The sequence below is a fragment of the Dolichospermum circinale AWQC131C genome, assembly GCF_000426905.1.
GTDB classification, from domain to species: Bacteria; Cyanobacteriota; Cyanobacteriia; order Cyanobacteriales; family Nostocaceae; genus Dolichospermum; species Dolichospermum circinale.
This window is the reverse complement of the sequence record NZ_KE384603.1, coordinates 16,445-34,852: the sequence shown is the minus strand read 5'-3', so window position 1 is coordinate 34,852 and position 18,408 is coordinate 16,445. Positions and strand designations below refer to the sequence as shown.

At 39.1% G+C, this 18,408-nt stretch carries 21 protein-coding genes; 8 read left to right on the top strand and 13 right to left on the bottom strand.

Annotated elements, in window-relative coordinates; translation table 11 throughout:
- Positions 1-298 precede the first annotated feature (298 nt).
- From ACIR131C_RS0108310 to fabI, 3 genes are all read right to left on the bottom strand, one after another.
- A complete protein-coding gene (locus ACIR131C_RS0108310) occupies positions 299-1,282 on the bottom strand; it encodes an ABC transporter ATP-binding protein (protein ID WP_028089816.1) in 984 nt (327 codons plus the stop codon).
- Positions 1,283-1,347: 65 nt separating this feature from the next.
- Complete coding sequence (gene hisB / locus ACIR131C_RS0108305) at positions 1,348-1,959, bottom strand: imidazoleglycerol-phosphate dehydratase HisB (protein WP_028089815.1); 612 nt, start codon at positions 1,957-1,959, stop codon at positions 1,348-1,350.
- Between the two features lie 134 nt (positions 1,960-2,093).
- A complete protein-coding gene (fabI, locus tag ACIR131C_RS0108300; protein WP_028089814.1) occupies positions 2,094-2,870 on the bottom strand; it encodes an enoyl-ACP reductase FabI in 777 nt (258 codons plus the stop codon).
- Positions 2,871-3,244: 374 nt separating this feature from the next.
- On the opposite strand from fabI, the gene ntcA reads away from it, so the two are divergent.
- The 3 genes from ntcA to ACIR131C_RS0108285 all read left to right on the top strand — a co-directional run bounded on the left by ntcA (position 3,245) and on the right by ACIR131C_RS0108285 (position 6,354).
- Entirely contained in the window at positions 3,245-3,916 is a 672-nt protein-coding gene (gene ntcA / locus ACIR131C_RS0108295; protein WP_028084503.1) for a global nitrogen regulator NtcA, read from the top strand.
- A gap of 372 nt (positions 3,917-4,288) precedes the next feature.
- Positions 4,289-5,737, top strand: a complete 1,449-nt coding sequence (locus ACIR131C_RS0108290) for a DUF3084 domain-containing protein (RefSeq protein ID WP_028089813.1) — start codon at positions 4,289-4,291, stop codon at positions 5,735-5,737.
- A 197-nt stretch (positions 5,738-5,934) separates the two neighbouring features.
- Complete coding sequence (locus ACIR131C_RS0108285) at positions 5,935-6,354, top strand: pre-16S rRNA-processing nuclease YqgF (protein WP_028089812.1); 420 nt, start codon at positions 5,935-5,937, stop codon at positions 6,352-6,354.
- Between the two features lie 4 nt (positions 6,355-6,358).
- Here ACIR131C_RS0108285 and ACIR131C_RS0108280 read toward each other — a convergent pair whose 3' ends face one another.
- Positions 6,359-6,622 carry a DUF3146 family protein gene (locus ACIR131C_RS0108280; RefSeq protein WP_028084500.1) on the bottom strand — a complete coding sequence of 88 codons (264 nt, stop codon included), beginning with the start codon at positions 6,620-6,622 and terminating at the stop codon, positions 6,359-6,361.
- 333 nt (positions 6,623-6,955) lie between these two features.
- Between ACIR131C_RS0108280 and ACIR131C_RS26000 the strand changes: the two genes are divergently transcribed.
- The 4 genes from ACIR131C_RS26000 to ACIR131C_RS0108260 all read left to right on the top strand — a co-directional run bounded on the left by ACIR131C_RS26000 (position 6,956) and on the right by ACIR131C_RS0108260 (position 8,524).
- Complete coding sequence (locus ACIR131C_RS26000; protein ID WP_196811742.1) at positions 6,956-7,126, top strand: hypothetical protein; 171 nt, start codon at positions 6,956-6,958, stop codon at positions 7,124-7,126.
- 86 nt (positions 7,127-7,212) lie between these two features.
- Positions 7,213-7,470 (top strand): ribbon-helix-helix domain-containing protein, encoded by a 258-nt coding sequence (locus ACIR131C_RS0108270; RefSeq protein ID WP_028089810.1) that lies wholly within the window; start codon positions 7,213-7,215, stop codon positions 7,468-7,470.
- On the top strand, positions 7,460-7,903 hold the full coding sequence (locus tag ACIR131C_RS0108265; protein WP_028089809.1) for a PIN domain-containing protein: 444 nt from the start codon (positions 7,460-7,462) through the stop codon (positions 7,901-7,903). The genes ACIR131C_RS0108270 and ACIR131C_RS0108265 overlap by 11 nt, the downstream gene beginning before the upstream one ends.
- Positions 7,904-8,290: 387 nt before the next feature.
- The gene (locus ACIR131C_RS0108260) at positions 8,291-8,524 is read left to right on the top strand and encodes a hypothetical protein (RefSeq protein ID WP_028084498.1); all 234 of its coding nucleotides are present in this window, start codon (positions 8,291-8,293) and stop codon (positions 8,522-8,524) included.
- A gap of 52 nt (positions 8,525-8,576) precedes the next feature.
- On the opposite strand, the gene rpoD is transcribed toward ACIR131C_RS0108260, so the two are convergent.
- Positions 8,577-9,752, bottom strand: coding sequence for an RNA polymerase sigma factor RpoD (rpoD, locus tag ACIR131C_RS0108255; protein ID WP_028089808.1), 1,176 nt, complete (start codon positions 9,750-9,752; stop codon positions 8,577-8,579).
- A 1,137-nt stretch (positions 9,753-10,889) separates the two neighbouring features.
- On the bottom strand, positions 10,890-12,827 hold the full coding sequence (gene gyrB / locus ACIR131C_RS0108245) for a DNA topoisomerase (ATP-hydrolyzing) subunit B (protein WP_028089807.1): 1,938 nt from the start codon (positions 12,825-12,827) through the stop codon (positions 10,890-10,892).
- Between the two features lie 217 nt (positions 12,828-13,044).
- Between gyrB and miaA the strand changes: the two genes are divergently transcribed.
- Positions 13,045-13,935 (top strand): tRNA (adenosine(37)-N6)-dimethylallyltransferase MiaA, encoded by an 891-nt coding sequence (miaA, locus tag ACIR131C_RS0108240; protein ID WP_028089806.1) that lies wholly within the window; start codon positions 13,045-13,047, stop codon positions 13,933-13,935.
- Positions 13,936-14,005: 70 nt separating this feature from the next.
- On the opposite strand, the gene ACIR131C_RS0108235 is transcribed toward miaA, so the two are convergent.
- The 7 genes from ACIR131C_RS0108235 to rpmH all read right to left on the bottom strand — a co-directional run bounded on the left by ACIR131C_RS0108235 (position 14,006) and on the right by rpmH (position 18,170).
- On the bottom strand, positions 14,006-14,407 hold the full coding sequence (locus ACIR131C_RS0108235; protein WP_028089805.1) for a helix-turn-helix domain-containing protein: 402 nt from the start codon (positions 14,405-14,407) through the stop codon (positions 14,006-14,008).
- A gap of 251 nt (positions 14,408-14,658) precedes the next feature.
- Positions 14,659-15,162: a YceD family protein gene (locus tag ACIR131C_RS0108230; RefSeq protein ID WP_028089804.1), complete on the bottom strand. Its 504-nt coding sequence runs from the start codon at positions 15,160-15,162 to the stop codon at positions 14,659-14,661.
- A 184-nt stretch (positions 15,163-15,346) separates the two neighbouring features.
- Positions 15,347-15,862: a Jag family protein gene (locus ACIR131C_RS0108225; RefSeq protein WP_028089803.1), complete on the bottom strand. Its 516-nt coding sequence runs from the start codon at positions 15,860-15,862 to the stop codon at positions 15,347-15,349.
- Between the two features lie 2 nt (positions 15,863-15,864).
- Complete coding sequence (gene yidC / locus ACIR131C_RS0108220; protein WP_028089802.1) at positions 15,865-17,010, bottom strand: membrane protein insertase YidC; 1,146 nt, start codon at positions 17,008-17,010, stop codon at positions 15,865-15,867.
- A 255-nt stretch (positions 17,011-17,265) separates the two neighbouring features.
- Positions 17,266-17,652 (bottom strand): PH domain-containing protein, encoded by a 387-nt coding sequence (locus ACIR131C_RS0108215; protein WP_028084490.1) that lies wholly within the window; start codon positions 17,650-17,652, stop codon positions 17,266-17,268.
- Entirely contained in the window at positions 17,639-18,010 is a 372-nt protein-coding gene (rnpA, locus tag ACIR131C_RS0108210) for a ribonuclease P protein component (protein WP_028089801.1), read from the bottom strand. The genes ACIR131C_RS0108215 and rnpA overlap by 14 nt, the downstream gene beginning before the upstream one ends.
- A gap of 25 nt (positions 18,011-18,035) precedes the next feature.
- Positions 18,036-18,170, bottom strand: a complete 135-nt coding sequence (rpmH, locus tag ACIR131C_RS24390; RefSeq protein WP_015209090.1) for a 50S ribosomal protein L34 — start codon at positions 18,168-18,170, stop codon at positions 18,036-18,038.
- Positions 18,171-18,408 lie beyond the last annotated feature (238 nt).

Genomic DNA, 18,408 nt, shown 5'->3' with positions numbered 1-18,408 from the left:
ATGGGTTTTACCTGGGTAAAACGCAAAGATTGTAAAGTTTTATTGCAGGATTCAACACTTGTGCCTCAGATGATATTTTAAAAGTCTTCGACAAATACAAATATAAATATAAATATAAATATGAATTTAGACTTTTAAAGCATCCTTAAATCTACCGTGTTACAACAGATTAACTTGTTAATATAGCAGTCTTGTGAAAAATAAAATTACGACTTAGGGTTGATTTATCCATGAATATTTGCCAATGTTAGTGATCTTAATCACTAATTTATTTACAATAGTTGATAATCTGATTAAATCAATTAAGTCCATGATTTCGGCTTTGAATTTGCTGAATGAAAAACTCTTCTAGAGATTGACGTGATAGGTTCATGCTGATGATTTTTCCTCCCATTAAACCCAAACTAGATAGAAAATCGTCATCATCTTTTTCGAGTGTACCTTGCCAAAAACCATCCACACCAAATTCTAAACTAGCTATCCATTTTTTCAAGATTTCTCTATCTCCTCCTTGGCCTTGAATATGATATGTGTTATTTTCACCCAAAAGTTGATTGAGAGAACCGGAACAGATTAATTCTCCTTGAGCAAGAATAGCCACACGGTCGCAAATTTTTTCCACTTCATTCAACAAATGACTATTAAAAAATATGGTTTTACCAGATGCTTTCAAAAAAAGAATAATTTCTCGCATTTGATAACGTCCCAGGGGATCAAGTCCAGACATAGGTTCATCTAAGAAAACCAAATCAGGATCATTAATTAAAGCTTGTGCCATCCCCACACGCTGAAGCATACCTTTAGAATAACGCCGCATTTGCTTTTTACGAGCATCAGCTTGGGATAAACCGACTAATTCCAGTAATTGGGGAATACGTTGACGTTGTAATTTTTGGGGAATTTGAAATAAACCCGCTGCTAACTCTAAAAATTCCCAACCACTGAGGTAGTCGTATAAATAGGGATTTTCCGGGAGGTAGCCAATATGTTGTTTAACTTTAACATCACCTATGGGTTGACCTAATAATAATCCCCTTCCAGATGTGGGGCGGATAATTCCCAACAACAATTTTAACAAAGTGGTTTTACCAGCACCATTGGGACCGAGCAAGCCAAAGGTCTCTCCAGGATACACTTGTAAAGAACAGCTTTTGAGGGATACAACTTTTTGATTGAGCCAAAATCCCGTGCGATATACCTTTCGTAATTCACAAGTCAGAACTACAGGTTGTTTCTCTAGGGGATTTTGTCGAGCATTGGAGTTGTCTGCAACAGAATTCATGGACGTGAAATTATCAACTACTGACTATTGAGAACTATCTACATATTAACCGCTGTCGGGAATTTTTATAATACACCTTTGGAACTAGGAATGGTTTCTGCTCGACGTGGATCAATTTCCGCTGCTACTCGCATAGCTCTAGCAAAGGCTTTAAAAGCAGCTTCAATAATATGATGGGAATTAATACCATCTAATTGACGAATATGTAAGGTCATTTGGCTATGATTTACCAAGGCCACAAAAAACTCCCGCACCAATTGTGTATCATAGGTCCCCACCCGTTGAGTAGGAATTACTAAACCATAACTGAGATGAGGTCTACCGGAGAAATCTAAGGATACTTGTACCAAGGCTTCATCTAAAGGAGCAGTAAAATTACCAAAACGGACAATTCCTTTTTTATTTCCCAAAGCTTGAAATAAGGCTTGTCCTAGAGTAATTCCCACATCTTCATTAGTGTGATGATCATCAATTTCCCAATCACCTTGAGCTTGAATATCGAGGTCAAATAACCCATGGGAGGCGATTTGATGGAGCATATGATCTAAAAAGGGAATACCTGTAGATACTTTACATATACCTGTGCCATCAAGGTTGATAGTCACATAAATATTAGTTTCACCAGTAGTACGGTGAAGTGAGGCTATACGAGGTGTTTGTTTGTTGTCAGTTGTCATTTGTCGGTTGTCAGTTGCAATAGGTAATAGGTAATAGGTAATAGGTAATGGGTAATGGGTAATAGGTAATAGGTAATAGGTAATGGGTAATAGGGGCAATAAATATTATCCCTGCCCCTGCTCGTTGCCTGTTCTTACATTCCCATAATTTCATATCCTGCATCTACATACAGGATTTGTCCAGTAATACCGCTTGCCAAATCACTACACAAAAAAGCGGCTGTATTACCTACTTCCAATTGAGTGACAGTGCGACGGAGCGGGGCTACTTCCTCAACGTGATGAATCATATCTAGAATACCACCGACTGCGGAGGATGCTAAGGTGCGAATAGGACCTGCCGAAATGCCATTAACACGAATATTTTCAGGACCAAATTCGGCTGCTAAATAACGAACACTGGCTTCTAGACCTGCTTTAGCCACACCCATAACATTATAATTAGGAATTGCTCTAACTGCTCCCAAATATGTAAGAGTAATAATACTTCCGCCTTCAGTCATCAAAGGTTTAGCAGCGCCGCTCAACTGTACAAGAGAATAAGTGCTAACTTCTAAAGCCGTATTGAAACCAGAACGGGAAGTTTGGCTAAAACCGCCGGTCAAATCTTCCTTTTTGGCAAAAGCCAAACAATGGACTAGAATATCTAATTTTCCCCATTCTTGCCGGATAGTTGCAAAAGTAGATTGAATTTGCTCGTCATTTTCGACATTGCAGGGCAGAAACAAACTAGGGTTGAGCGGTTCTACCAATTCAGCCACTTTTTTTTCCATTTTACCCTTGTCATCAGGCAAATAGGTAATACCTAAATTAGCCCCCGCTTTGTGCAGTTGCTGGGCAATTCCCCAAGCGATAGAACGGTTATTGGCAATACCTGTAACTAGGGCATTTTTTCCAGACAGATTCAGCATAAACTTTGCTAATATAATTCATCATTAGGAGCATACTAGAATCTGACCCTAGTTTAACTTTGTGCGGCTAGAAATTTTCCAAAATTGGCAAAGAGTAGGCAGTAAGTACCTGGCAAATCATCACCATATTTGTAAATTTTCTCAAGAAAATTCCCAGCTTTGGGGCAAAAACCGGAGACGATAACTAGCAGAACTACTTATCAATAATTACTAGCTAACCTGAACCAAAATCATGTATCATAATCAACGAAGAACTAGAAAATATGAATTTGGGTATAGGAAAAACAAAAAAAATAACGGTGCTTTATTGATTTTTCAGGTGTATTCTTAGGTAATTAGTTTTTGTTTTTCTGGCATTGGGTAGGGGAAGGGAGATGATCGTGACACAAGACAAAGCCCTAGCAAATGTTTTTCGTCAGATGGCCACCGGGGCTTTTCCCCCGGTTGTCGAGACGTTTGAACGCAATAAGACGATCTTTTTTCCGGGAGATCCTGCTGAACGAGTTTATTTTCTTCTCAAGGGTGCGGTGAAACTGTCGAGGGTGTATGAGGCAGGAGAAGAAATAACGGTGGCTCTGCTGAGGGAAAATAGCGTTTTTGGCGTGCTGTCTCTATTGACGGGGAATAAGTCTGATCGATTCTATCATGCAGTGGCATTTACCACTGTAGAATTGCTTTCAGCGCCAATTGAACAAGTGGAGCAGTCACTCAAGGAAAATCCAGAATTATCAATGTTAATGCTGCGAGGGCTGTCTTCGCGGATTCTCCAGACGGAGATGATGATTGAAACTCTGGCTCACCGGGACATGGGTTCACGGTTAATTAGTTTTTTACTGATTCTTTGCCGTGATTTTGGCGTTCCTTCTGCTGATGGTATTACCATTGATCTGAAGTTATCACATCAGGCGATCGCTGAAGCAATTGGTTCGACTCGCGTTACTGTGACTAGACTTTTGGGAGATTTACGCGAGAAAAAAATGATTTCCATTCATAAAAAGAAGATTACTGTGCATAAACCTGTCGCTTTAAGTAAGCAATTTACTTAAAATTTATAATTTATGGGGTCAGGTCAATAAATTTTGGATTTTGGATTGACGATTTTGGATTGACTCTACCCTAAAGTGTGGAGCTTGAGGATTTTAGATTGGTGAAACATTGGATTAGTTCTGCCCTGAAATTGTAGGGGGCAACTGAAATTGTAGGGGGCAACGGCCGTTGACCCCTACTTGTACCGAAAATTCCCAATCTAAAATCTAAAATCTAAAATCTAAGATTTTTTGGTCAGGTAATGGAATTGGTACGGATTTTCAGATATTAGGGGCAACCAATTCCAAAATTACCCCCACAAATTGATTATTTATCCACAGACAATGGTTGAACGTAGTAGGCTAGATTGGTCAGTATTTCACTAGCTAACAATGACCACTGGTTACATCCTAATTGTAGCAATTCTTATCCTGGGAGGCGTAATTGCCACCGTGGGCGATCGCATCGGCACACGGGTTGGTAAGGCACGTCTCTCACTCTTCAATTTGCGTCCCAAAAAAACGGCTGTAATTGTGACTATTTTTACGGGTGGTCTGATTTCTGCCACCACTTTAGCAATTCTATTTGCTGCTGATGAAGGATTACGAAAGGGTTTATTTGAGTTGGAGGATATTCAAAGGGATTTGGGACAAAAGCGGGAACAACTAAAAACCGCAGAAACTCAAAAAGGTCAGGTAGAACGTGAGTTAAATCAAAGCAGACAAGAACGAAGTCAGGTACAACAAGAATTACAAACTATCAATAAATATTTGCGAGCGGCAAATACTAAACAAAAAGCTACACAATCTCAATTGAATCGTACTCTTAACCAACAGGCTAAAACTCAAGTACGACTTTATGAAACTCAATCTCGTCTCGGTGGAATTGTGGTTCAATATCAACAAGCTAAAACTGAATTACAAACTCTTTACAATCAGCGTCTGACATTACAAAGTGCAGTGCAAGAATTAAAGTCAGAACGGGAAAGATTGTATGCTCAAAGTAAGCAAGCTATTGATGAGGCAAAGACGGCTATTGAAAAACGCGATCGCAAAATTACTAAATTAGATAAGCTGATTCAAAACCGCAATCTACAAATTAAACAACGAGAAGAAATTATTCTGACAAGAGAATCTCGTTTACAAGAATTGGAAAAACAACAAAAATTTTTAGAACAAGAAGTAGCTAGATTAGAAAAATATTATCAGTCTTACCGTGATCTCCGGTTGGGTAAATTAGGTTTAGTTAGGGGTCAAGTGATAGTGGCAGGGTTAATTACTGTTGATAAACCTATTATGGCAACTCAGGCAATTATCCAAATTTTACAAGAAGCTAACCGCAATGCCAATATTCAATTAACTGAACCTGGCGCTAAATCTACAAATACAGAAATACTGCGTGTTACTAAAAATCAAGTTGATCAATTAATTGCACAAATTAAAGATGGTCGAGAATATGTAGTACGAATCTTTTCAGCAGGTAATTACGTTAGAGGTGAAAAGCAAATCGAATTTTTTGCAGATGCAGCCCGAAATCAACTAGTGTTTTCATCAGGTGAGGTACTGGCTACAACTACAGCCGATTTAATTAATATGACATCTGACCAACTGCGTCAACGTCTAGATTTACTAGTTTCTGCTTCTCAATTTCGCGCTCGAAATGCGGGAATTGTTGAAGCTGTAGAAGTAGAAGGGACTTTTATTCGCTTTGTTACTCAATTACAGCAAACAGAGCAAGAGATAGAAGTTAAAGCCGTAGCCGCAGAGGATACTTATACTATTGGTCCATTAAGAATAAAATTAGTGGCTTTATTAAATGGACAAATTCTTTTCACTACGTGAACAATCAAAAATCAATTTAACATAAACTAATAACAAAGCAGAAATTGACACAATTACTAAATTAATTTACAATAACAAATGATTGACTTACAATAATAAATGATTAACTTACAATAACAAATGATTGACTTACAATAACAAATGATTGACTTACAATAACAAATGATAATAACAAAGAATTAAAAATAATGTATCCAATGACTAACATACAACCTGTAGTTTTAGGATTTGATCCTGGTCGTGATAAATGTGGTATTGCGGTAATGGGATTAGATAGACAACTGTATTATCATCAAGTGATATTAGCAGAAGAGGCGATCGCTAATATTGAAGTACAATTACAAAAATTTCCTGTATCGTTAATAGTGATGGGAGATCAAACAACAGCTAAAAAGTGGAAACAGCAACTTAATCAAGAATTAAGTAAACCGACAAATATTATTTTAGTTGATGAACGTTATTCTACCTTAGAAGCACGCGATCGCTATTGGCAGATGTATCCACCCCAGGGTATAATTAAACTATTACCCAAAGGAATGCGTCAACCTCCCAGGGCAATAGATGATATTGTGGCAGTCCTTCTGATTGAAAGATACTTAAACCGACTAACTAACTAATAATTTAAAGTTCAGCCCGAATTGTGAAAGCATAATCTCCCCCAGGTTCTAATTGATAATCTTGTTGTTCTAAAAACCGTCCTAGAGGTTCTTTAATTAAAGCACGACCTTGGGAAGGCTTTACAGAAAGTTCCCCCCGACGAAAATGCCACTGGAAATGCCATTGAAAATTACCAGCGCTGACTTCACCTTCAAGAAAGCCCTGTTGCCAAGATTGGCGAATAATTCTAACATGGGCGGTAGTTTCTGGCAGACGTTTTGCACTCACGCTTATTTAATGTCAGGTATGGGATAAAAGCCAATTATTTATGTAGGCTATTTATTTTACGTACTAAAAATAGCTTAAATCAATAAACTAATAAAGACAACATAAGATAGTAAGGTCTGGGTTTTTAACTGCTGATTTGTAGTCAAATGACGATAAATACAAGATAATCATGCAATAATTCCATTCTGGAATGAATTTTGTTACGAAAATAACAGATAATAAGAAGGACATTGTTTATTACTGCGATCGCCCACTACAAAATATACAAAGTAGTGGGTTTTATCTCAACTTGAGGATTATTAACCATGGAGTCCCGTCATTGACTTGCAGCCAATGTTATATAAAACTATTTGTCAAGACTGTGCTTTTTATGTTAAATCACAGTGTACTCACCCTGATGAGTTAGATGTTAATTGTGCTACCGTAAATTTTTGTAGTTCATTTACTCCAGCGGTAGAAATTGATAGTCCTTGTGTGTCTTTTGGTAATGATGATAAATATTAATTCAGTTGCTTGAAAACTCGCAATTTTTACTATTTGTTCAGAAATAATGTACAATGTAATGTATACATTAAATATACTTCTAAATTGTGTCAACCAAAATTCGCAAACAGATTTACATCCAAGCACGTCAAGAACATCTACTAAAAGAGATTGCACAACAAACAGGTGTAAGTGAAGCCGAGATTATCCGTCAAGCCATTGACCTTCATCTTGGGGAAATAACTGTCCCCCAAACTGATATCTTACTGTGGGAAGCCGAAAGGGAATTTATTGCACAAATCAAAACTCGACCTGTTCAAGCTGGAGGTAGGGACTGGAAGCGGGAAGACCTTTATGAACGGTAGAGTTTTTATTGATACAAACATTCTTGTGTACATCTACGATCCATTAGATACCGCAAAACAGGAACAAGCGATCGAAGTTGTTGATAGGTTAATTCGTTCTGGAAAGGCAGTAATTAGTACCCAGGTGATAGGGGAGTTTTTTATGGCTACAACCCGGACCAGAAGATCACTTTTAACTCCCGCTGAGGCACTGATGCGAATGCGTAACTACTTAGCCATTTGCCATATTGTTAATATGACAAAATTAATCTCCCTAGAAGCTATTCGTGGTGTAGAAACCCATAACTTTAGTTTTTGGGACGCGCAAATTTGGGCAACAGCAAGACTTAATCAAATTGAAGAAATTTACAGTGAAGATTTTCCATCAGGTGCAACTGTTGAGGGTGTAAAGTTTACAAATCCTTTTAAACTGAATGATGTCATGTCCAGTTGAACACTTATCATATCTGTTGAGGCTGGTAATGGGTAATTGGTAATTGGGAAAAAGCAATACAATGATCAACTAAGTAGGGCTTGCTGATAGCCTGCGTGGCGTAGCCATAAAAGTTGTCTGTGAAAGCAGGGAACAGGGAACTCTTAACTGGGAACAGTTTTAACTGCTGGATATCCTCAATTTTCCAAATCCGACAAAGAAAAATGCACTTATTTTGAGACACCATTAGCCAAAACCTTGCACTTTTTTGTGGTAAAAATCCGCGAAACCCTTTTTTTAAATCAAGGATTACAAGCGATTCAGTCGGGAAAATTATCAGCTTTTAGACAGATGAATAATTCTGGAGGAATAAGTAGAAATTAATTAAACAACTAACGGAGTAAAAAAATGAGTAAAACCAAAACTCAAGAACCCATTAGTAACTTAGAGTATGATTTTATCAGTGTACTGCATAATAAAGCAGTAGCAGTTCAAGCTTATGAAAATTATATCAAAGACGCAAAAGAGGCTAATTCCACCCCTTGTGTAGAATTGTTCCAAAAATTGCGCCAGTCAGAAATTGAACAAGCACACGAAATCCGCCAGCATCTCCAAGAGGTGATGCAGCAAGGTAAGATGTAGTTAATAGTAGGGGTGGGTTTAAGAGGTTAATCAGTTAAACCCCCCCTACTCATTAACGAATATACTCTTTTAGTACGCTGTTACGATTAGGGTGACGTAATTTACGGAGTGCTTTGGCTTCGATTTGGCGAATACGTTCGCGGGTGACGTTAAAAATCTGGCCGATTTCTTCTAGGGTTTTCATGCGGCCATCGTCTAAACCATAGCGTAATCGGAGAACGTCCCGTTCACGAGGTCCAAGACTATCTAGGACTTTTTCTAGGTCTTCCCGCAGCAAGTTTTTAGAAACTTGGTCTTCTGGGGTTTCACCTTCTGACTCAATAAAATCACCTAAACGAGAGTCTTCTTCTTTACCTATGGGTGTTTCCAAAGAAATTGGTAACTGGGCAGATTTGGCAATAAACCGCAGTTTTTCGATGGTCATTTCCATGCGAGTGGCAATTTCTTCCTCCGTGGGTTTGCGTCCCATTTCTTGAGACAGGAGTTTGGTAGTCTTCTTAATCCGGGAAATGGTTTCGTAGAGATGAACCGGTAGACGGATAGTGCGGGACTGGTCGGCGATCGCCCTTGTAATTGCTTGACGTATCCACCATGTAGCGTAGGTAGAAAACTTATAGCCTTTTTCGTGATCAAACTTTTCAGCCGCACGAATCAACCCCAAACTACCTTCTTGAATCAAGTCTTGGAAGGACAAGCCACGGTTCATGTATTTCTTGGCAATGGAAACCACCAGTCGCAGGTTCGATTGTACCATTTTCTCCTTAGCCCTTCTCCCTATGTGGAGTCTAGAGCGCAGGGCTGGTAATGATAATTTTACTTCTCCTGCCCATTCTTCTGGTTCTGGTATCCGTTCTAGTTTTTCATACAAACTCTTGTAAGCATCTTCTAGCACCAGTAGTTCCGCTATTTTTCGCGCCAGTTCAATTTCTTCATCTGCGCGTAATAGACGAATCCGGCCAATTTCTTGCAAGTACAGACGAATGGAATCTTCGGTGTATTGCTTTTTCTTGGTTTGTGCCCGAGGACGCGATTTAGCGGCTTTTCCAGACTTGGTGTCGTCCTCATCAGACTGAGGATCTAAAAAATCATCAATTTCGCCATCATCAGCCAGCAATAAGTCCTCTTCTTCTATTTCTATTGAGAGTTCTTGTAATTCGATCTCAGGCGGATTTATCATTTCTAGGTCAGGCTGATAAATATTATCGAGTACGTTGTTAGCCTGGTTCATGCCGCGTTCCTCATACTCCTTGCAGAATCAGTTACTCAAGACATTTTGATTACTTTTGGCTTCAAGTAATCTCTGAACCGAAAATTAGGTTTTGGCTGTTTAACCTTAAATATTTTCGGTGTTGTTTTCCCTGTTTTAATCAGGTTTTTGCTGTGGCAATGTCATTTATAATGTGACTTGCTCACTTTCCCAATGGTCATACATGACGACGCTAGATATCACTTTCGATTAACTGAATCTATCAAACTAGGTTCATCTTTCTTCAAAAAGCTTCCTGATGCGGAACAATTGTATGACCTTTGGTAGATTTAACTGTAAATACCGTTTTGATTGTAGCCTGTTTCACAGAAAATGCGCTTTTTTTGTGCATTATTTATGAACTCCTGGAAGTCAGATCAAGCTACCTTTATCAAAAAGACATTAAAAATGGTGGTAACACCATTAATCTTATCGAAAACTTGTTGGTTTGACAGTGGCATTTTCATTAAATTAAAAGGTAGGAGCAATTGTTGCTCTATAAAACCTATGCAAATTGTTCTGATATCAACAATTTGTTCTGTCCTGCTTCAACTTCACCCGACTGCGGGTAACTGTTTACAGCAGGCATTAGTTTTATTTAAACTAATTGTACCACCGTCTGTTAATGACTGCTGTTTGTTTCCAGGCGCTAACCTCTGTATGTGCTATACCAAAAACCTAAACTAAGGAGTTAAGATTGTCGGGTATTTTAGCACCGCGAGAGATGAACTGAGATTTGACTCAATTCAGCCTTATTCACACATTAGCGCAGAGTTGAGATTTCTACCCTGTGCAACTTGACAAACTGTTCTTATTGTATACAACGATATTTTAATCAGATGATACATAATATTGTTACTAAAGTTGCCTAATGCTATTTTTAGGTAATTTCAGGTATGTTAATTATCCTTGTGAATACTTCTGATTTTAAGCAAGTGGCTGTCATCTCTCGGTAAAACTCTTGTGTATAGTTATCAATTTTTGCTTTGTAGATAATAATATCTAGTCAAGCTATCTAAGCATAGCAAATGCTTTATGCCTTTGTGGGGAAAATTTATAATTTTTCGAGAAAAATTTTAGGGAACAGGGGTAATTACCCATTACCTCTGTTTCCATTCCTTAAATGTCTAAATCTGTCATATTCAGTTTAGATCCATAAGTCTCAATAAATTCCCGTCTAGGCGCGACCCGATCGCCCATTAAAATGGTAAAAATTCGATCTGCTTCGGCTGCGTCTTCAATTTCCACTCGTTTGAGGGTGCGGGTTTCTGGGTTCATGGTGGTTGTCCACAGTTGTTCAGGCATCATTTCCCCCAACCCTTTAAACCGCTGAATGGTATAATTAGCATTACTAGGTAGAGTATCTAGATGCTGTTGTAATTCCCGTTCGCTGTAACAATATTGGTAATTTTTGCCTCGTTCTACTTTATACAGTGGCGGGCAAGCAATGTAAATGAAGCCTTGTTCAATTAAAGCCCGTTGATAGCGGTAAAAGAAAGTTAATAACAGAGTGCGGATGTGCGCCCCATCTACGTCAGCATCAGTCATTAATACTACATGATGATATCGTAATTGTGAGGAGTTAAATTCTTCACCTTTAACTCCTAAACCCAGTGCGGTAATTAAGGCTTGAATTTCATTATTTTTATAGATTTTGGCATCATCAGTTTTTTCGATATTGAGAATTTTACCACGCAAAGGGAGAATTGCTTGGGTGCGGCGATCGCGTCCTTGTTTCGCACTTCCACCCGCTGAATCCCCTTCCACAATGTATATTTCAGATTCAGCCGGATCACGAGAGCTACAATCTGCTAACTTACCAGGTAGAGGGGAAGATTCTAATACTGATTTCCGCCGAACTAATTCCCGTGCGTGTCGAGCAGCTTCAGCAGCTTTAAACGCTTGGATAGCTTTATCGAGAATAGCATCAGCTATAGCGGGGTGAAAATCGAGATACTCCGTGAGGACTTCACCGACAAAAGAATCAACAATACCGCGAACTTCCGTATTTCCCAGTTTAGTTTTAGTTTGTCCTTCAAATTCAGGATCAGGGACTTTCACAGAAATAACAGCAGTTAAACCTTCGCGGACGTGTTCACCACTGAGATTAGATTCATTCTCTTTAATTTTATTGCGTTTGCGAGCGGTAGCATTTAATGTCCGAGTTAAAACTGCCTTTAAACCTTCTAAGTGCGTACCACCATCAATAGTGCGAATATTATTAGCAAAACCCAGCACATTATCCGTATAAGCATCAGTACACCATTGTAAAGACACTTCTACCTGGACATTGTTGCGTTCCCCTTGAACATAGATAATTTCTTCATGGAGAGGCTGCTTATCACGATTCATGTAGGCGATATATTCCTTAATACCACCTCTGTACTCGTAGGTTTCTATTTTAGGGGTATCGCTTTTAATAATTTCTAAGCGATGATCTGTAAAAGTAATTTTTACACCGGCATTGAGGTACGCCAACTCACGTAAGCGTCCAGATAAAGTAATGTAATCAAATTCTATGCTAGTAGTAAAAATTTGTGTATCTGGCTTAAAGGTGATAGAAGTTCCCGTTCGATCTTCTTTGTAAGGCTTTGCTACCAATTCAGTAACGGGGAAACTGCGTTCATATCGTTGAGTATGTATCTTGTGATCACGCCAAACCGTGACTTCTACAAACTCAGATAAAGCGTTCACCACAGAGATTCCCACACCGTGTAAACCGCCAGATACTTTGTAGCCACCGCCACCGAACTTACCACCTGCGTGGAGAACAGTTAACACAGTTTCTAAAGCTGATTTCCCTGTTTTTGGGTGAATATCCGTAGGAATACCCCGACCATCATCTGTCACCGTCACAGAACCATCAGCATTGATATCCACTTCAACATGGGTACAGTAACCCGCCAAAGCTTCATCTACAGAGTTGTCAACTACCTCGTAAACTAAATGGTGAAGTCCTCGCGGACCCGTAGTACCGATGTACATCCCTGGTCGTTTGCGGACGGCTTCCAGACCTTCCAGAACCTGAATCTGATCGGCGCTGTAACTGCTCGTCATGAAAATTCTCCTGATGCTTGGGGTTAAAATTGCTAAAATGCGAAAAAAGTCAAATCACCCCAACATTATAACATAAAAGCCTTCCTGCCGTCTGTAGCGCAATTTTATGAGAAGTTTACATAAGGGTTGTAACCCTGATGATAATTGGGGAGAAAATTTCTGATTTTGCGTTTTTCTTCCTACTGACCAGTGACAACGAACACCTAACCAATGACTAATGACTAAATTAATTGTAATTTGTGGGGCTACGGCCACGGGTAAATCTAGTTTAGCCTTGAGTTTAGCACAAAGATTAAATTCTGTAATCCTGAGTGCTGATTCTCGTCAAATATATCGTGAGTTTGATATTGGTACAGCCAAGCCAAATCTAGTTGAAAAAAAATTAGTTTCTCATTACTTAATAGATATTTGTGAACCAACTCAAATCATGACATTAGCAGATTATCAACAACAAGCACAGGCTTTAATTGCTGGTTTGGGAGTTGAAACACTGTTGTTAGTGGGTGGAACAGGTTTATATATTCGTTCCATTGTTCAAGGAATGAAAATTCCCAGAGTTGCACCACAGCCGGAATTGCGATCGCAATTAGAATCTTTGGGACAAATCCAACTCTATCCCATGTTACAACAAATTGACCCCATTGCTGCCCAAAAAATTCACGCTAACGATTTGGTCAGGACTTTAAGAGCTTTGGAAGTTTATTATACAACTGGTATTCCTATTTCTGAACAACAAGGAGAAAATCCACCAGATTATCCAATTTTACAAATTTGTTTAGATGCTGATGCAGAACATTTAGATGTGAGGATTAGTAAACGAACTGAACAAATGATAACAGATGGTTTAGTTGATGAAGTTGAATATCTTTGTCAAAAATATGGGGTTGATTTATCTTTATTAAATACTTTAGGATATCAAGAAATAAAACAATATTTAGCTGGTGAAACTTCTTTAGATGCAGCCAAAGAATTAATTATTTTACATACCAGAAAATTTGCAAAACGTCAACGGACTTGGTTTAGACAATCTCCTAATCTTGAATATTTTGATATGAATAATTCTAATTTATTGGAAAGTGTTTGGCAAAGAATTAATCAATTTGTATGATGGTGTAGCGTCGCGTAGCCATATCTGATTCAGACAAAAAAACATCAATAAAAATCAAGAAAATCCAATTCTAAATAAATAAACTAGGAGAAACTTTAAAATATTCTCCCAAGGCTTTTGCTTGTGCTTTACTAATTGAACGTTTACCGTTGACAACCTCTGAAACTACACCGCTGCTAGAACCTAGAATGCTTACTAAGTCAGCTTGACGAATGCCGCTAGATTCCATGATATGTAGCAATATTTCATGAGGTGTAGATTCATCCATTGGATAATTTTCTTCCTCATAATCTTCAATTAGTCTGACAATCAATTTATCTAAAGCTCGCTCCTCATGACTACGATTTTTTTTAAAAGTTAGATATTCTGCAACTTTTAAAAGACGCTCATACTCTTCCTCTGTTTCAATTACTTGAGGAGCGATTTCAGCTAGTAATTGACTATAAGTTTTATTGTCAAAATTGCTGTTCATAAATTTGCTGGCAGGCTTTTCTAAGAATAAACATATTCTTTCAAAATGAGAGTTCAATGTCAATAGTCCAGGACTTACGAAAAATCTCTGTAAAACCCTCTTCCCTTCGCGCTCTTCGCTTCTTCGTGGTTCATTTTTCCGTAATTAAAAACTCCACAAAGATAAAAAATCCTTGAGGAGTTTGAGAGAGTGTTCACGGATTTTACCGAGCCATAAAGAATTAAACCATAACGCACCAAACAGTAAATTTACTAATTATCTGGAAGTTGTTTTTTCAAAGCATTTAATGAAGCCCAACGGCTATCCGTAGGTGGTTCAGAAACAGCAGTATTCAAAATACCCGGACAATTAAGGTCACATAATTGACGCTGAGGTAATGCTAAACACATCTGCTGATAAAGCCATTCACCGGGATCAAAGTGACCATCAGGTGCTAAAGTTTCCAGTAAATCCTCTACAGCAACTTCCATTTCTAAAGGAAAATCTTCCGTTTGATTAGCGTTTTCATCTAACCAAATGACTTCCTGAGTATCAAGAACCAGACGATGGTTATACTGCTGCAAACAGCGGTTGCAGGTACAAGTAATAATTGTTTCTGCCTGAGATGAAACTTCTAAATAATTACCCTGATGTTTAACTTGGATAATTCCCCGCACGGGTGTTAATGTTTCCAATCCAGGCAGAAACTCTTGAACTTGAATTTCCTCTGTCCGCTCCGGGGCTTTACTTAGCTGCGGAATAAAAATAGCGTCCATAGGATTTGTGAAATACCCTGAAAATTGAGTATGGGTAATAGGTAATAGGTAATGGGTAATTGGTAATTGGTAATGGGTAATGGGTAATTGGTAATGGGTAATTGGTAATTGGTAATTGGTAATATTCTTGTCTGTTCCCTGTTCCCTGTTCCCTGTTCCCTGTTCCCTGTTCCCTACTACCTAATTATGGTGTAACTGCTTGACGAACAACTAAATGACGGTGAGGTTCTTTACCACGGCTGAAGGTTTCTAAATCAGGACAATCCTGTAATAATGTGTGAATTTGGCGGCGTTCAGTAGCGCTGAGAGATTGAAGTTCTACTTCTCGGCCTGAAAAGCGGACTTCTGCGGCAGCGTTTTCTGCTAAAGTGCGGATTTCGGCTTCTCGTCTCACACGATAACCATTTAATTCCACAGTGTAAGCGGTATGATTGTCTTCTGGTTGGTTCAAATTAAGAACGGAATTTGCGAGATACTGAATGCTATCTAGCACCGAACCACCAGCACCAATTAAAACCCGAATTTGTTCTGATGTTAAATTGGTTTGATCTATTGTCAACCAATAGTTTTCTCCTGTTGGTGTATCTTGCTCAGAAGCTTGGGTAGTTTCTAAATTAGCCCGTACTTGAGTAGATAAACCCATGAGAAGTAGCAAATTTTGTAACCATTGTTCACTATTTTGCATAAAAATGTCGCTCATAATCAACCATTAGCCTTTTTCTTAGAACTTTTGGGTTCAAATGGCAACGCTTTTACTTCAATAGTTTGTGCTTCTTTTGCCTGTAAGTCTACGATTTTTTGGATTTCTTCTGGTAAAGGTTCACGGGAGAGGATATAGGTTTGGATAGTTTGGAAAACATTACCAATTACCATATACATAAGTACCCCAGCCGGTAGGGGAAAAAATAAGAACATTCCAGAAAAGATCACAGGAGTAATTTTATTGACTGTATCTTGTTGAGGGTTGCCACCGCTGGAATTTTGTCCAGACAGCATTTGGCTGACATAAAGACTGATACCAAAGAAGACAATCATGGCCACAATATCCCAATGGACTGTATTATCGGGATCAATAGCGCCCACTCTACCTAAAGCATCAATAAAGAGAAATCCTTTGTCTGCTGCTAGTCCGGGAATTGTGGCTTGAATGGTCACGTCTCCGGGTTCTAGAGCCTCTATATTGCCTTCGGCATCAATTTTCACCCTTTCCGCGCCTTTGGTGACTTTCCAGGTAGGTGTTAACTGAGATTCTGGATGTTCCTTTAAGAGTAAATCAAATGGTTTACCTTCTACGGTTTGATACTGAATCTTAGTTTTTTCTCCCACTGTTAACTTATCACCCCCCGGTAAGATAGCAGAAATGGGAATATGTTCACCATCAGCAATGTAGATATTTTGTGGGGGAGTAGCAAATGCTTGGGGTTGAATGCGCTCAATTTGTTCTTGAGGGAAGATTTGCAGGTTAACGGAGTAGTTAACACCAGAAAAAGGTGAACCTCGCAAAGTGGCAAACAATGCTAATAATACTGGCATCTGCAACAATAGAGGTAAACATCCTGCTAAGGGATTACCAAATTCACTTTGGACCTTGAGCATTTCCTCTTGTTGCTTTTGCTGATCATCTTTATAGCGTTCTTTGATTTCTGCCATACGCTTTTGCATCACGGGCTGCACAACTCGCATTCGTCGCATACTGCGAATGGAACCGGCACTCAGGGGATAGAGTGCAAAGCGGATAATCAATGTTAAGGCTACTATTGCCAAGCCATAACTAGGGAAAACACCATAGAAAAGGTCTATGATGGGCAACATCACGTTGTTCGAGAGAAACCCGATACCAAAATCCATTATTCTGAATTGAACCTGCGGTACTTTGACACTCCCACCCCGCGCAGGAGTGGGATGCTTGGTTAATCCTATCCTCTAAATAAAGTTAAATAGAGGCGGTTTTCTCCCAAGCTTTTGCTCTATATTGTAGAGGTTTTTGTTAAGCATTGCTGCGACTATTCCGCGCTGGGAAAGCTAGGGATAGCCGTACATGATAAAATCATTTTGTAGAACTCGTGCTAAGTATACAAAGGGGTGAAACTCAGCACGAATGACTTATTTACCGCTGCTATATTGGGGATTTTTAGCTGCAACTTTTTCGTTAACGTAGTCGTATACTTCCCGGAAGTTAGGAATAGCCCGCATTTCGATTAGAGTACCATTCTTGAGGGTAATTGCCATATCTCCCCATAGGCCGATGGCGCGGGGAACTTTGACAACTTTCACAATTTCTGAGTAAATAACATCAGAGCGATCGCGTCCCATCCAACCACCAGTTACACAAATCCTACGGTCTGTAATGCGAAACCGTAACCATATAGCCCTGACTATTGCTCCCACAGCCAGAGGAATACCTACCACTGTCAGCCCAATGAGTAGGTTAAGAATCAAATCCCCAATGTGGGGACCGCCCTCATAATAAACTTCTTCACGAATGCCCATTGAGTACCTCAGTTTGTGCCAATAACTCCTCTAATTCTCGCAGAAATTTATGGGTTTGGGGTTCAGATTCTGCTGTTATTGGTTTGACAATTAATACTAACCGCCATCCTGGGACTAATTTCGGCAACAATTCATATAATGCTGCTGTAATTTGTCTTTTGATTTTGTTGCGAACAACGGCGCGTTTACTAACTTTTGTACTAATAGCAATACCAATTTTCGTGGCAGGAGGGGCAGTATCCCAAGAAGGTTTTAAAGCCCTCAGTGTAAAATGAGAACTATGTCGCCGAATTCCTTCCCGGAAAACCGCCTGAAAATCCTGACGGGATTTGAGACGATATGCTTTAGGTAAAGCCACAGCGGTTATTATTGCTGAATTTACCTTACACGCTCAACCGGTGCCTTCCTTTTCTTCTTCTGGCACTAATCACATTTCTGCCGTCTGGTGTCCGCATTCTTGCCCTAAATCCAGAGGTTCTTTTTCTCTTGCGGCAAGTGCCTCCCAATGTCCTTTGCATATCTTTCTCCTTTTACCGGATTTTCATAAAAAGTCACAATCTGGTATTTTACCACTTTACAGGCAATAAAAATATATTTCTGGATGGAGTTGTCGGTTGTCGGTTGTCAGTTGTCAGTGGGAAAAGGCAAAGGTTGATTAATTTTTCCCTGTAACCTATTCCCTGTAACCTATTCCCTGTAACCTATTCCCTGTAACCTGTAACCTGTAACCTGTAACTTGTAACCTGTAACCTGTAA

Coding starts and splice junctions, on each gene's coding strand:
- ACIR131C_RS0108310 (WP_028089816.1), bottom strand. CDS start 1,282: ATGAATTCTGTTGCAGACAACTCCAATGCTCGACAAAATCCCCTAGAG.
- hisB (WP_028089815.1), bottom strand. CDS start 1,959: ATGACAACTGACAACAAACAAACACCTCGTATAGCCTCACTTCACCGT.
- fabI (WP_028089814.1), bottom strand. CDS start 2,870: ATGCTGAATCTGTCTGGAAAAAATGCCCTAGTTACAGGTATTGCCAAT.
- ntcA (WP_028084503.1), top strand. CDS start 3,245: ATGATCGTGACACAAGACAAAGCCCTAGCAAATGTTTTTCGTCAGATG.
- ACIR131C_RS0108290 (WP_028089813.1), top strand. CDS start 4,289: ATGACCACTGGTTACATCCTAATTGTAGCAATTCTTATCCTGGGAGGC.
- ACIR131C_RS0108285 (WP_028089812.1), top strand. CDS start 5,935: ATGACTAACATACAACCTGTAGTTTTAGGATTTGATCCTGGTCGTGAT.
- ACIR131C_RS26000 (WP_196811742.1), top strand. CDS start 6,956: ATGTTATATAAAACTATTTGTCAAGACTGTGCTTTTTATGTTAAATCA.
- ACIR131C_RS0108265 (WP_028089809.1), top strand. CDS start 7,460: ATGAACGGTAGAGTTTTTATTGATACAAACATTCTTGTGTACATCTAC.
- ACIR131C_RS0108260 (WP_028084498.1), top strand. CDS start 8,291: ATGAGTAAAACCAAAACTCAAGAACCCATTAGTAACTTAGAGTATGAT.
- rpoD (WP_028089808.1), bottom strand. CDS start 9,752: ATGAACCAGGCTAACAACGTACTCGATAATATTTATCAGCCTGACCTA.
- gyrB (WP_028089807.1), bottom strand. CDS start 12,827: ATGACGAGCAGTTACAGCGCCGATCAGATTCAGGTTCTGGAAGGTCTG.
- miaA (WP_028089806.1), top strand. CDS start 13,045: ATGACTAAATTAATTGTAATTTGTGGGGCTACGGCCACGGGTAAATCT.
- ACIR131C_RS0108235 (WP_028089805.1), bottom strand. CDS start 14,407: ATGAACAGCAATTTTGACAATAAAACTTATAGTCAATTACTAGCTGAA.
- ACIR131C_RS0108230 (WP_028089804.1), bottom strand. CDS start 15,162: ATGGACGCTATTTTTATTCCGCAGCTAAGTAAAGCCCCGGAGCGGACA.
- ACIR131C_RS0108225 (WP_028089803.1), bottom strand. CDS start 15,862: ATGAGCGACATTTTTATGCAAAATAGTGAACAATGGTTACAAAATTTG.
- yidC (WP_028089802.1), bottom strand. CDS start 17,010: ATGGATTTTGGTATCGGGTTTCTCTCGAACAACGTGATGTTGCCCATC.
- ACIR131C_RS0108215 (WP_028084490.1), bottom strand. CDS start 17,652: ATGGGCATTCGTGAAGAAGTTTATTATGAGGGCGGTCCCCACATTGGG.
- rpmH (WP_015209090.1), bottom strand. CDS start 18,170: ATGCAAAGGACATTGGGAGGCACTTGCCGCAAGAGAAAAAGAACCTCT.